This window comes from Candidatus Methanodesulfokora washburnensis, from assembly GCF_003947435.1.
Classification (GTDB): Archaea; Korarchaeota; Korarchaeia; order Korarchaeales; family Korarchaeaceae; genus Methanodesulfokora; species Methanodesulfokora washburnensis.
This window is the reverse complement of record NZ_RCOS01000053.1, coordinates 1-12378: the sequence shown is the minus strand read 5'-3', so window position 1 is coordinate 12378 and position 12378 is coordinate 1. Positions and strand designations below refer to the sequence as shown.

Below are 12378 nucleotides of genomic sequence, written 5' to 3'. Positions count from 1 at the left end.
AGGCTTCACATAAGGACGGGGGATAAGCTTCTTGTTCTGGGGGTTCTGGCAGACAGGTATGTTGAGCTTGATGTCAAAGGAATCTTCTCCTCCAGCTCCCCAATGGACGATGAAATTATAGCCCCATTGCACGTGGGACAGTGGCTAAGGGGGACTGATTACAGCTATGTCACTCTGATAAGGATAAAGGGGGAGGTGAATCGATCAAAAATACTGGAGGAGCTTGGAATCAAACCATCTGAAGAGAAGGAAGAAAAGGGCTTGAGCCCTTCTGTTCCGTCATCCCTGCCCCTTAAAGCTGGGGAGATAGGTGCAAAGGAGGCATACGATCTCATGAGGAGCTACATGGAGAGATACGGCCTGACAAGGGAATCGCTTCTTGTTCTCTCATCCACAGTTCTCCTTCTATCAAGCATAAGCATAGCTGTCGCATTCAGGACTGTGGTGGCACAGCACAGAGATGAGATAGAGGTTATAAGATCTGTTGGGGCATCAAAGAGGATTTTGAAGGCAGATATACTTGTGAAGCTTCTGCCCTGGGCAGCTGCAGCCTCATTAACTGGGCTTCTTCTCGCAGTTCTTACCCTCAACTTGATTCAAAGAGCTGGATTCCTTCAGGTTCTATCCCACAGCCCTCCGATTTCCGTTGACCCCCTTATATTCCTGCTCAACTTTCTCTTCGTCCTTCTCCTCATGCTTGCATCCCTCAGAGGTGATATAAATTGAAGAAGCTTCTTCTATTGGTTACAGCTCTCTCAATTGCAGTAAGGCTTTATCCAACCCTTCTGAGCGGTCTCCCCTTCTCAACAGATGCTTGGAGCCCCATAAGGAACACGGAGCTCATCCTCAAGCACACACCTATTAGACTGGACAGCGGAATCCTGGATAACTACAACTGCTACTGGCCAGCAAACAGCATTTTCGGTGCCTCCATTTCTATTATCACGGGGATGAAGCCTATAGATGCGATGAGGATATTCATCCCCTTCTCCGGATCAATGACAGTTCTGATCTTCTATGTTTTGGTGAAGAGAATCAGCAAGAGCTACAGTGTAGCATGCCTCTCATCAGCTTTTCTGGCAACAGCTTATCCATATGCATTTTTCACAGCAGGAGTGACAAAGGAGACATATGCAAACCCCATCTACATGCTTTTAATCCTGTTTTTCCTTGAAAACTGTTTTATCGGCTTTTTAATATCATCATTAGCTTTGGTAATGGCCCATCACCTTGCAACTGCTGTTACAATAACAGTTCTTGCGAGCATAACCATAGCTGATTACGTAATCAAAAAGGGATCGATGGAAAGATCAAGGATAGCTTTTCTCCTAGCTTTAGTTGCGATAACACTCCTTTACTTCCAGCTTTATGCAAAAAACGGGATGAAGATATCGGTGGCACCAAGCGATCTTCTCTCGGTTGCCTCTTACCAAGTTATCTTCTTCTTTGTAGCCCTTTACCTTTCAGAGCGGGAAAGAACAGTTCCATCGGTAGTTGCCCCTATATTCACTTTCTTAATAGCTCTGATGTGGATAAAAGGCAATGTTGTTCCAGGAGCCCCTAAGCTTCCGGCTCATTATCTCATCTACGCACTTCCATTCGTGCTAATATCCCCCTTGGCTTTCATTGGGCTTAAGGGAAAAGAGGTTATCTTCTGGCTCTCGGCAACACTGGGCCTTGAGGCATATTCAGTCTTCAGCAACCCTCCAATTGCTTCCATTCGTGCTAATATCCCCCTTGGCTTTCATTGGGCTTAAGGGAAAAGAGGTTATCTTCTGGCTCTCGGCAACACTGGGCCTTGAGGCATATTCAGTCTTCAGCAACCCTCCAATTGCCTTGGCATACAGGATCCTGAACTTTGTCTGGCCCCCTCTGGCAGCCATCTCAGCCATGGGATCACGAGATATAAAGAAAGTAATTAAAATTTTAGCAATCCTGATAATCGCACTAAACCTTTACAGCATATACGCAGCTGTGAGCCTTAGGGAGCGCTACATGGGGTACTTCTGGCTCTACAATCAGCAGGAATATCTGGCAGCCTCGTGGCTTTCTTCGTCGAATTTGACCGTCTCATGCGATGTAAAAGCATCTTATCTCCTCTCGGATTACCTTAACATGAGGACAGATGTATTTAAGTACCTGAGGGGCAAACCTGAGCTCTTCTTTCTATATGGGGAGATGCTGAGAAACGGGTATGTCCTTTACGGAGGCTATATCATGGACTTTGACCCGAAAAAGCTGCTCGATTTCAGCCTGATTTACTCAAACGGGCAGGTTGAGATATACGGGTGATCTCTTGATAGAGCTCCTTAACGTGAGGAAAGGCTATGGCTCAGTTGAGGTCCTCAAAGGCGTAAATCTGAGGATAGAGGAGGGGGATTTCGCATCGATAAGGGGGAAATCGGGTGCAGGAAAGACCACAATGCTGAGGATAATGGGCCTTCTTGATCCCCCTGATGAAGGAGAGATAAAGCTTTTTGGAATTCCAGCAAGCAGGCTTAATGATGATGAGAGGTCAAAGCTGAGGCTTCACAACATAGGATTTGTCTTCCAGTTCTTCAACTTGATCCCATCCCTAACAGTCAGGGAGAACATAGAGCTTCCTTTGGCCCTTGCTGGGATAAGGAAGGAAGAGAGGAGAAACAGGGTAACAGAGCTTCTGAGGTACTTTGACCTGATAAATCTGGCTGAAAGATTTCCCGATACTTTGAGCGGAGGGGAGAGGCAGAGAGTTGCAGTTATGAGGGCTCTTGCGAACAATCCTAGGATAATACTTGCAGATGAGCCGACATCAAGCCTCGATGATGAGAACTCCGAGCTTCTTATGGATCTCTTCAGGAGGATAAACAGAGAAAAAAGGGTTGCAATAGTGATGACGACGACAGATCTTTATGAGAAGCTTCCCACAAACAGGGATTTCGTCCTGAAGGATGGCCGTTTGACGGAATTTTTATAAAGATAAATTTATAAATTTCCCCTATTCGTGTTAAGGAAGATGAGCATCGGAAAGGAGGATCTAACGGTCCTTATTCCTACTTTAAACGAGGCTGGGGCAATAGGACAGCTTATAGATGAGCTGAAGAGCAGGGATTACAACATACTTGTTGTGGATGGACGCTCAACAGATGGAACTGTTGAGATAGTGAGGAGCAAGGGGATAAAACTGATTTTTCAGGAGGGAAAGGGGAAGGCTGATGCCCTGAGAACCGGAATTAAGTTTGTCAAAACTCCATATCTGCTTGTGATGGATGGGGATTATACATACGATCCTGATGATATAGAGAAGTTCCTGAACACAGAATTTGATGAGGTAATAGGGGTTAGAAAAAGGGATAACATGAAGAAGAGCCACATATTTGGAAACTGGCTCATAACAAAGGTATTCAATGTCCTCTTTGGGACAGGCCTGAGGGATGTCTGCTCCGGAATGTACCTTCTCAAGACGGAGATAGCAAGGGAGATAGAGTTCAGGAGCAGGGGATTTAGTGCTGAGGTGGAGATAGCTGCCCACATTGCATCAACAGGAGGGAAAATAGGGGAGGTTGAGATAAACTACAGGAATAGGATAGGAAAACCGAAGCTGAAAAAGATGCATGGGATATCCATAGTTCTGAGCTCAATAAGGCTCATGCTTGAGTACAACCCGCTCTTCTTCATGTTCCTAGCTAGTTCAGCAGCCCTCATACCTGGAGCTATTATAATAGGATATGTTGCATTTGAACTAATATTTCGAGGAATAAATCATCATGTATGGGCTCTCGCTGGCATAAGCCTCTCGGGAGTTGGCTACATCTCCCTGCTCTTGGCTGTTCTTGCATTATACCTGAAGAGGCTTGAGTACAGGATAATGAAGTTTATCAGGAGATCCTAACATCGATGAGGAAAAGTTATTAAAGACCTCTATGAGAGGTGCTACGATGTCCTTCAGGATTATTCTTTTGCTTCTCATGCTTTTCATTCCCCTTGCAAACTTAAAAGCCCAGCCCAATGGGCTTGAAAAGGCTTTTTCCCTTATAGAGCTCCTGAGCAGCGAGGGGATGAATGTCTCAAGGCAGGTAGATCTTCTTAATTCAGCCCTTTCCCTGTACAGGCAGGGAAAAATGGAGGAGGCAGATAACCTCGTCAACACAGCCTTGAGCGAGCTTACTTCCCTTCAAAAAGAGCTGCCAAACTATAAGTTCTGGAGAAATTTCTGGCTTTTCCTAAGGATATCGGCAATTGCCATTGTTCCGCCTGCATTCTACTACATATTCCCCAGAATATACGCATATCTGTGGTATAGAGCTAGGAGGAAGTGGGTTGTGAGGAGGATAAGATGATAGTCGATGATGAGGTCTTTGCCGTCCTGATGGCCATAGTTATTGTGTCCTGTGCGATTGCAATAGCGATGACAATCCCAAGAAAGACGGAGCCATTTTCAGCAATAGGGGTTCTTAACGAGATGGGGAAGATAGGGGATTACCCGAGAACTGTGGTATCAGGAAGTCCCTTAAAGCTGAATGTCTTCATAGACAACCACGAGGGAAAAGCAACTGCATTTATGGTCTTGGTGAAGCTGGGATCGAGAGGAAACATACCTAGCAACACAACCCCTCTCAGCTCAGCGCCTATCTGGAACTACACCATCGTTTTAAATGATGGAGGCAACATCACAATACCAGTTGAGCTTAATCTAAGCGGGGAGGGGAAGAACATAGCGATTGTGTTCGAGCTCTGGGAGTTCAACTCATCCAGATGGGTTTACACTGGAAGGTGGTGCCATCTCTATGTCAACCTGACGAGGGGTCCCTATGGATAAGCTTGAGGATCTAGTTAGAGAAAAGAAGCTTAAAACCTTGGAGCTGTACAAGAAGTGGGCAAATGGAGATCTTCACATAGAGGATCCCTCCCCTCCGGAGACATTCTTTGAGTATCTTCTCAGGCCAGATTACAGCAGCTGGCTCTGGACAACGATATCCATTGTTTTTCTGACAATAGCTGTCGTTTTTCTTGTAGAAAAGGGTCTTCTCCTTCCCCTGAGATACATCCTTGGCTCTTTCTTCGTTCTATTTATCCCCGGATACACGTTAATAGAAGCTCTGTATCCAGAGGAGAGAAGCTTGAGCCCCTTGGAAAGAGTTGCACTGAGCATAGGGCTTTCCCTTGCCCTAGTACCCCTTGTAGGTCTTCTGCTAAACTATACACCCTTTGGAATAAGGCTTTACCCTGTTCTTTTTTCCCTCTCAGCTTTAAGCATTCTTCTCTCTTTTGTCGGGGCTTACAGGAAGTATGAGATTGCAAGCCTTCCTAGGCAGGTGAAAAAATGAGGAGAGGGGATATTCTCGGCATTTTCCTCGTATTCTGGGGCCTTTCCCTCTCAATATACTCCTATGAGGTTCTGGGAGACATTCCCCTGACTGCCCTTGGTGCAGGAGCTTTTGTAACAGGGATATCCCTGCTCAGCACTGTTTCAAAATCCCCTTACAGAGAGGCATTTGATCTCCTCCTTAAGGCATATGCGGACAATATCTCCAGGGTTCTGGAGGAGTTCGGGGCCTCATCAAGAGCTGTTTACCTCTCCAACGGATCCATTCTTGTTCCTCTGAGCGGATCCCCAAGAAAAGTTCCCAGTAAAATCCAGAATTCGCTGATAGTTGGGGAGAGAGGAGGATATTATCTTTTTATTCAGTCTCCTATCTCCTCCGAGGATCTAAGTCCCGATATAGAGGCCTCTCTTTACTCTGTGCTTGTGGATAGCCTCGGCCTTTGCGATTCAGTTATGGTAAGCAGGAATGATGAAAAAATAATATTGAAAATTAGAAATAGTAGAGCATCTCAAGTTTCTGCTAGGTTTTCCCAGGTGCTCGGGCCTCTAGCTGCTCACCTTGCTTGCTCCATTGTGGCAGCCTCCTCTAGGGCTAACTATTCCCTCGAGGATGTTAAGGAGGAAAAAGGTGATATTATAGCCTCTCTGGTGATGATAGATGCTGAGAAAGGATCTTCTGTTTAACATCCTGCTTCCAAGCCTTTACACTTTTACCGTGGTTTTTCTCTCAGCTTTAGGGGAGAGGAGATTTGATGTCTACTTCTCCATGCTCACCCTTGAGTATTCGGTGCTTTATGCCCTTTTCAGGCCAAAGAGAAAAGGAAGGGAGATAATGCTCCCGATCCTCCTGTTCATATTCTTTATATTTGTCGCCATGAGGATAGCGGAGGTGCTAGGGATATGAGAAAAATCTTGGCATTTCTCCTCATCCTGACAGTTCTGCCCACTCTAGCTCAGCCGAGGCATGTGAATCCTGAGGAGGTAACAAGCCCATCAATAGATCCCCAGTTTCTCAGCTCTTTCTACCAGCTGATCTCATCTTATATCATGAGCGGGAACCTTACAGGCTCCTCTGACATACTGAATCATCTGCTAAATATAACAGCTCCTCCTGACATCAGGTACATTCTCTCCAGGTTTCATGAGCTTGCTTACAGCGAGAACGAGCTTTTAAGAGCTGTATACTCAAATCTAAAGTTGGCCAGGGATCTTGCCTTAAGAGGGGATTTGAACGGATCAGCAGCCATGCTGAATGACATCTACAGATCATTGGCAGAGGCAAACCTCACTTACATAGGCCTTGAGGATGCAGCTAGGGAGGTTGAGAGGAGAGTGGGGGCAAGAGCTGGTCTAGTCCTAACGGCAATTGCCAAGATGATTGGAAACTGCTCAGCTGGGGCATCTGATCTGAATGAAACAGTGCGTCTAAACCTGACAAAGACGGAGCTCAACCTGTCCAGCTTGAGAACAGAGGCATGGGTCGGGGATTCTGTTCAGCTTTTCGGCTCATTAAGGGCCAATGGAACAGGGCTTGCAGACAGAAAAGTCATTATAGTGGCTGATGGGAGGGAAGTAGGCTCATCTCTCACAGATATAAACGGCAGCTTTTCGTTCAACCTGACAGTTCCCTACAAATACGTGCCATCCATCCTCATATATGCGATCTTCATCCCGAATGGAAGTGATTCTCTCAGGTACAGATCATCTGTATCGAACAATGTTACCTTAAAATTAAAATATATTACTCCATACATAAATATATCAGTTGAGCCGGGAAATGTAACTCCAGGAGGAAATCTTAGCGTAAACATCTCCTCCAGCATAGTGAACCTCAACGCATCAATCTACGTATTCGATATGCTGATAAAAAGAGTGCTGAGCTATTACACTGCAATCGGGTTGAGAGTTCCTGATAATATCTCAGAGGGCCCCTACAAGATCCTTGTGCTGTCGGAACCGAGCGGAGTTGTCGGGCCGGGGAGAGAGGAGGCAAGCTTTTACGTGAGGAAGATCGGGATAAAGATAGATGTCAATATTCCCTCATATATGCTGGCCCTTATCCCATATAAGGCCAAGATCTGTGTAATAGGTGAGGGCAACCGATCCATAGGCCCATATGCTGCAAAGCTGTCTATTTCATCCCTCAGTATGGAAACTCTGTCGAACTCGACATGCACAAACCTGAGCTTTTCTCTCCCACCTCTCTTTCCATCAGGATCGCTTGAGGCAAGAGTTCTGGTAATTCCGAACGGGACTGAATTTAGGCAGGATAGTGTATCTACCTATATTGTTGCAATAAATCCAATTATGGTGCTCGTGGCGCTTCTCATACCAATTGCGGCACTTCTGGCATACAGACATTATAGGAGGCCTAAATTAAAGGTAAAGCCGAAGATAGAAGAGGTTCCGGAGGTTCCAAAAGCTGTTGAGGAGGAGAAAAAGCCAAGCTACTCGGAATCCCTCAAATCTGATGATCCTGTGGTGAAGGAGTATATAAGGGCGGTGATGCTAGTGGAGAAGGCAACGGGAATCCAGCTGATGCCCCATCACACGATATCAGAGTATGCAAAAATTGTTGCCTCAAAGCTCGGGGATTCCTCTGAGCTGTTCCAGAGGCTTTCTTACCTCGCTGAGATGAGGCTTTACTCCAGCGCTGAGGTTGATCCATCCATGGCAAGATCGATAAGGACCCAGCTTGAGCTGAAGCTTGGCCTTAAGCTCCCCTCAATTTAGGGGGATTGAATGAGATCCTATATCCTGCTCCTGCTTCTCCTAATTGCCCTGACCCTCATCGCTGTCACATTAGTGTATCCGATAAGGGATGACTTCAGCCCCCTCAACCCGTACTGGAACGGGCTTGAGAAGTTCTTCGATGAGAAGAATGCCTCCTGCTTGAATCTTGCTGCTGCAGATACCGTGGATCCATCCAAGAACGTGATATTGATCATAGGGCCATCCACAAGCTTTACCTCCAGAGATATACAGAGTTTAAGAATATTTCTGCTGAGAGGAGGCAGGGTTGTCCTTGCCGATGATTTCGGAACTGGAAATGAGCTTCTAACCGGCTTAAAGGTTCCATTAAATCTGACAGGATATCTTCTCTCCGATCCTCTCATAAACATCGGGTCTCCCTATCTGCCCATCGCGTACTGGGGAAAGAGAAGAATTGCCCTGAACTATGCGACAACTTTGAACTCATCAAAGTTCAGGGTTATAGCTCAATCCAGCTTTTTCAGCTACTTGGATATCAACCAGAATGGAAAACATGATGAGAATGAGCCTACTGGTCCATTTCCTGTTGCAGTACTGGTTCCCTATGGACCTGGGGAACTTTTAGTCATATCCGACTCCAGCATCCTGATAAATTCAATGGAGTCGAGGGAGTCAAATCGGGATTTTACAGATTTTCTCCTGTCAGGGAAAACTCCTCTTGTTGACTGCTCTCACTTCAACATGTCAAAGGCATCCATGGCAAGAAACTCGCTTCAGGAAACCCTATACTTTCTTCAGAGCCCAGAGGTGAAATACTCAACAGCCCTCACAATCCCCTGGATTGTCGCCCTTCTCCTCATCAGAAATCTTAAAAAGATGAGGGGTCATCGATAACGGGGATGATATGCTTTCATTGAAAACCGATGCACTTCTCAAACAGATAAAGGAGTACTTTGTCGGATACGATGAGCTCCTCAAGTTGCTCCTTATATCCCTTCTGTCAGAGGGCCATCTCCTCATAGAGGGGCCAGCTGGAACTGGCAAAACCCTTCTGGCAAAGGTCTTTGCATCAAGTATAGGGGCATCATTCAGCAGAATTCAGATGACTCCTGATCTCCTTCCCGGTGATCTCATCGGAACAAGCTACTATGACATCCAGAGCGGGACTTGGAAGCTAAAGCTAGGCCCAATTCATGCAAACATAGTCCTTGTGGACGAGATAAACAGAGCTTCACCAAGGGCTCAGGCTGCCCTTCTCGAGGCAATGCAGGAGAGGCAAGTATCAATAGAGGGGAAAAGCATCCAGCTTCCCAGGCCATTCCTAGTTGTGGCCACCAGAATCCCATACGCAGGAGAGGGGAGCTTCGATCTTCCACTTGGGGAGATCGACAGGTTCTCCTTCAGCATGAGCATAGAGGGATTCGATCCTGAGGTTGAGAAGGAGGTCCTAAGAAGGATAAATAGCTTAATGGAGCCAAGGCCCAGCGTTGTATTAACAGCAGATGAACTTTCCGAGATGATAGCTGAGGTTAGGGACATCTATGTGTCTGAGAGGATAAGAAACTACATAGTCTCCCTTGTTCTAGCTGTGAGAGGATGTGAGGAAGTTGATGTAAAGCCGAGCACTAGAGCACCTATATGGATGCTCCAGGGTGCAAGAGCCCTTGCATACCTGAAGGGGAGGGATTATGTGACTCCTGATGATGTGAAGGAGGTAGCTCCCTACGTCATCAGGCACAGGATTTCCATAAGACCTGAATACGTTTACGATGGTGTAACCCCCGATGATCTGGTCAGAAGAGCCCTCGAACAGGTAGAGGTGCCGAAGACTTGAAGTTCTCAGAGAGAGGATCTTTGATCTCAGTTGCTGCAGCAGTTCAGGCCCTTATTGCACTTGCCCTCAGGGATGTAGTTCTTGCAGCAGTATCTCTGGCCCTGTTCCTGATCATAGCAGCGGAAATCCTCCTTCTTTTCATCAGAAAAGGGAGGATTTTATCGATTTTAAGGAGAAATATGGAAAAACTGAGCCTCTCCATGCCTGCTGGTTCCAGAAAAGAGGTGTTCATCAGGACAGGCTCTCTTCCTAGATATCTATTGCCAGTTGAGGCAGAGTGGGCCAACATAAAGATTGAAAGAGAAGGAGTGCTCCTAATTTTAAGCCCAAAGCTCTTTGGAAGACATTTATTTACCCCTGAATTCATCATATTCTCGCCCCTTGGCCTCCTTTTCAGCAGAATAAGGTGGAATAAGGAGGTGGAAGTCTTATGCATGCCCAGATCTCTAGGATCAATCCTGAGAGCTGTATCGATAATAGCTGAGGAAGGAGGCGAGATAGGAGAATCAGGAAGAGGTGCTGGTGAGGAGTTCGGAAGGTTAGTCCGTCCAGAGGGATTGGAGTACGTTGGAACGAGGGAGTACATCCCAGGGGAGAGGATAAGGAGGGTGGACTGGCCTGCTACCTCTAGGATGCTGAAGATAATGATAAGAAAGTACGCAGCTTCTGGTGGAGAGATACTGCTTCTAGTCAACCTTGACAATCCAGGTCCCAAAACAGCCGATTTCACGGCATCTGCTATGCTATCAACGGCAATTGCATGCTTTAAATCAGGTTTCTCAACAAATCTAATGTTCATCTCAAGGGGGAAGCTCATATCAGCTGGCAGGCTTGAGGGGGATAAGATGCTAAGGCTCTCAGTTGCAGCTTCCCTCAAGCTTCTAAACATGAGCTATGAGAGCCTCGAGTTCATATCTCCTAGGTCATCCTCAAACATAGCTCTCATCCTAAAGGAGATTGGAGCTGTAAAGCTTGAGGAATACTTCAGGGAGAGGATAAGGGATATCCGCTCCTTCCTCGCAGGGCTGCCGGAGTTAATTGTGTACTCTGGCTCTTTAGTATCAAATCATCTGTTGCTGATCGACTTGATGAGCGAGCTCTCAAGAAAAGGCCTCAGAACCCTGATAGTTGCGCATCCAAAGCCTTGGGTTGATGCTGCATCACCAGCTGAGGAGAGGGTTCTCAAGATCACCCATTATCACATGCTTGAGGCCATGAAGCGGTATTTCAAGGTATCCTTCAACCCTGAAGCTCCGGAAAGGGAAGTTATGCTTGTCAGGATCCAGAGATAATCTACTAATGTAGAAGTCCCGATCTGTCCTTTCAAACTCACATTTCCAACTCTTTGAGGATCAAGGTTAAGCTATTTATTGTCAATAACTTTAAATAATTTCGATTGAAGTGCTGGTGAGGAGAAGGGAATGAGAGCGCTTCTCATTATCTTCCTTATTTTCCTCTCAGTTCTTCCCATATCAGCTCAGGATCCCTTGATTTACAAGAGAGTTGACATTATAATAACCTTGAACGATAATGGATCAGCCATAATAAGCTTGAGCTATGAAATAGAGAACACAGCACGAGTTCCAGCTGTGCCAGGATATGGTTATCTAGAGTTCAGCAATGGCAGGATATCTAAGGCCTCAGCCTTTGTCAATGGCAGGGAGACCGAGGTCCTTGTGAACGGAAGCACTGTCAGGTATTCAGTTTGGGAAGTCATAAAGCCGGATGAGGACATAAATGTGAGAGTTAATATCACTCTGTCGGATTTTCTGAGCAAGGGCATACTCTTCAATGAGTTCCAAGCGAAGATAGGGCCATTCTCATACTGGGTAGAGGAGGCTAATCTGAAGGTGATACCTCCAAATGGGATGAACATTGTCTACTTGGAGGGCAAAACTCAATCACTCAAGCCCGGAGAAACAATGGACGTCATGGGAGAAGTCTCAAGGCTTCCGCTCCCGAACATAGGGATCAGGTGGTACCCGATCATCTGGTTGATCGTAATAGCTGTTTTAGTAGCTGCCATGGCCCTGCTGAGGAGGAGGAAAAGAGAGCGATAATACTGTATCGGTGAACTCAACCTCAAAAGCTTCTTTAATTCTTGAGTGGATGGAAAAACTGTTAATAAAGCGGAAATAGAAAAAAAGGAATAAGCACTGTCCTGCTTCGCTGATGAAAAAGGAGAACACAATGTCACTGTAAGGATCTGTTCCTCAGCCTGCTCCGATAACAGGTTCGTAATAAAGGTTCTGGACAGAAAGGATCTTGATGGCCTTCTCCTCAAATTCAAAAAAGTAAAAGAAGCTTGGGATCTTCTGAAAAGCAGGGGGATATCTGCAGAAATCTGCGCTGCAGCGGAAAATGACGTTATTCTCCTGAACAGGACAGGCGATCCAAGCATTTTCAACAGGACAAAGGACGAGGTTGATGAGTGCTTTCTTCACCTGAAGAGCTCAGCATGCAACCTGCTTGGGAACAGCACAAGCGATCCTGAATCTAAGAGATATGTGGAGATGGCCAGGAAATC

General features: G+C 46.1%; 16 protein-coding genes. 15 read left to right on the top strand and 1 reads right to left on the bottom strand.

Annotated features, from left to right (window positions below):
* The 15 genes from D6D85_RS03420 to D6D85_RS03350 all read left to right on the top strand — a co-directional run.
* Positions 1–726: FtsX-like permease family protein (locus tag D6D85_RS03420; protein WP_125670677.1), on the top strand; the 726-nt coding region annotated here is incomplete at its 5' end.
* The gene (locus D6D85_RS03415) at positions 723–1757 is read left to right on the top strand and encodes a hypothetical protein (RefSeq protein ID WP_125670676.1); all 1035 of its coding nucleotides are present in this window, start codon (positions 723–725) and stop codon (positions 1755–1757) included. The genes D6D85_RS03420 and D6D85_RS03415, both read left to right, overlap by 4 nt.
* Positions 1738–2292, top strand: coding sequence for a hypothetical protein (locus tag D6D85_RS03410; protein ID WP_125670675.1), 555 nt, complete (start codon positions 1738–1740; stop codon positions 2290–2292). The genes D6D85_RS03415 and D6D85_RS03410 overlap by 20 nt, the downstream gene beginning before the upstream one ends.
* A 4-nt stretch (positions 2293–2296) precedes the next feature.
* The gene (locus D6D85_RS03405) at positions 2297–2956 is read left to right on the top strand and encodes an ABC transporter ATP-binding protein (RefSeq protein ID WP_161969663.1); all 660 of its coding nucleotides are present in this window, start codon (positions 2297–2299) and stop codon (positions 2954–2956) included.
* Between the two features lie 39 nt (positions 2957–2995).
* Complete coding sequence (locus D6D85_RS03400) at positions 2996–3871, top strand: glycosyltransferase family 2 protein (RefSeq protein WP_125670673.1); 876 nt, start codon at positions 2996–2998, stop codon at positions 3869–3871.
* Positions 3872–3917: 46 nt separating this feature from the next.
* Complete coding sequence (locus D6D85_RS03395) at positions 3918–4319, top strand: hypothetical protein (protein ID WP_125670672.1); 402 nt, start codon at positions 3918–3920, stop codon at positions 4317–4319.
* A complete protein-coding gene (locus tag D6D85_RS03390) occupies positions 4316–4798 on the top strand; it encodes a DUF1616 domain-containing protein (protein ID WP_125670671.1) in 483 nt (160 codons plus the stop codon). The genes D6D85_RS03395 and D6D85_RS03390 overlap by 4 nt, the downstream gene beginning before the upstream one ends.
* Positions 4791–5306: a DUF1616 domain-containing protein gene (locus D6D85_RS03385; protein ID WP_125670670.1), complete on the top strand. Its 516-nt coding sequence runs from the start codon at positions 4791–4793 to the stop codon at positions 5304–5306. Before D6D85_RS03390 ends, D6D85_RS03385 begins: the two co-directional genes overlap by 8 nt.
* Positions 5303–5989: a hypothetical protein gene (locus D6D85_RS03380; protein ID WP_125670669.1), complete on the top strand. Its 687-nt coding sequence runs from the start codon at positions 5303–5305 to the stop codon at positions 5987–5989. The genes D6D85_RS03385 and D6D85_RS03380 overlap by 4 nt, the downstream gene beginning before the upstream one ends.
* Complete coding sequence (locus D6D85_RS03375) at positions 5964–6209, top strand: hypothetical protein (RefSeq protein WP_125670668.1); 246 nt, start codon at positions 5964–5966, stop codon at positions 6207–6209. Before D6D85_RS03380 ends, D6D85_RS03375 begins: the two co-directional genes overlap by 26 nt.
* Complete coding sequence (locus D6D85_RS03370) at positions 6206–8038, top strand: hypothetical protein (protein WP_125670667.1); 1833 nt, start codon at positions 6206–6208, stop codon at positions 8036–8038. The genes D6D85_RS03375 and D6D85_RS03370 overlap by 4 nt, the downstream gene beginning before the upstream one ends.
* 9 nt (positions 8039–8047) lie before the next feature.
* Positions 8048–8911 carry a DUF4350 domain-containing protein gene (locus D6D85_RS03365; RefSeq protein WP_125670666.1) on the top strand — a complete coding sequence of 288 codons (864 nt, stop codon included), beginning with the start codon at positions 8048–8050 and terminating at the stop codon, positions 8909–8911.
* A gap of 10 nt (positions 8912–8921) precedes the next feature.
* Positions 8922–9851: an AAA family ATPase gene (locus D6D85_RS03360; RefSeq protein ID WP_125670665.1), complete on the top strand. Its 930-nt coding sequence runs from the start codon at positions 8922–8924 to the stop codon at positions 9849–9851.
* Positions 9848–11143, top strand: a complete 1296-nt coding sequence (locus tag D6D85_RS03355; protein WP_125670664.1) for a DUF58 domain-containing protein — start codon at positions 9848–9850, stop codon at positions 11141–11143. The genes D6D85_RS03360 and D6D85_RS03355 overlap by 4 nt, the downstream gene beginning before the upstream one ends.
* A gap of 129 nt (positions 11144–11272) precedes the next feature.
* Complete coding sequence (locus D6D85_RS03350) at positions 11273–11911, top strand: hypothetical protein (protein WP_125670663.1); 639 nt, start codon at positions 11273–11275, stop codon at positions 11909–11911.
* Between the two features lie 153 nt (positions 11912–12064).
* Here the strand turns inward: D6D85_RS03350 and D6D85_RS03345 are convergent, their stop codons facing one another.
* A complete protein-coding gene (locus D6D85_RS03345) occupies positions 12065–12295 on the bottom strand; it encodes a hypothetical protein (RefSeq protein WP_125670662.1) in 231 nt (76 codons plus the stop codon).
* Positions 12296–12378 lie beyond the last annotated feature (83 nt).

Excerpts from the sequence above, each read along its gene's own strand:
- D6D85_RS03360 (WP_125670665.1), top strand. The coding sequence starts at position 8,922 with ATGCTTTCATTGAAAACCGATGCACTTCTCAAACAGATAAAGGAGTAC.
- D6D85_RS03370 (WP_125670667.1), top strand. The coding sequence starts at position 6,206 with ATGAGAAAAATCTTGGCATTTCTCCTCATCCTGACAGTTCTGCCCACT.
- D6D85_RS03365 (WP_125670666.1), top strand. The coding sequence starts at position 8,048 with ATGAGATCCTATATCCTGCTCCTGCTTCTCCTAATTGCCCTGACCCTC.
- D6D85_RS03350 (WP_125670663.1), top strand. The coding sequence starts at position 11,273 with ATGAGAGCGCTTCTCATTATCTTCCTTATTTTCCTCTCAGTTCTTCCC.
- D6D85_RS03400 (WP_125670673.1), top strand. The coding sequence starts at position 2,996 with ATGAGCATCGGAAAGGAGGATCTAACGGTCCTTATTCCTACTTTAAAC.
- D6D85_RS03385 (WP_125670670.1), top strand. The coding sequence starts at position 4,791 with ATGGATAAGCTTGAGGATCTAGTTAGAGAAAAGAAGCTTAAAACCTTG.
- D6D85_RS03395 (WP_125670672.1), top strand. The coding sequence starts at position 3,918 with ATGTCCTTCAGGATTATTCTTTTGCTTCTCATGCTTTTCATTCCCCTT.
- D6D85_RS03375 (WP_125670668.1), top strand. The coding sequence starts at position 5,964 with ATGCTGAGAAAGGATCTTCTGTTTAACATCCTGCTTCCAAGCCTTTAC.
- D6D85_RS03380 (WP_125670669.1), top strand. The coding sequence starts at position 5,303 with ATGAGGAGAGGGGATATTCTCGGCATTTTCCTCGTATTCTGGGGCCTT.
- D6D85_RS03390 (WP_125670671.1), top strand. The coding sequence starts at position 4,316 with ATGATAGTCGATGATGAGGTCTTTGCCGTCCTGATGGCCATAGTTATT.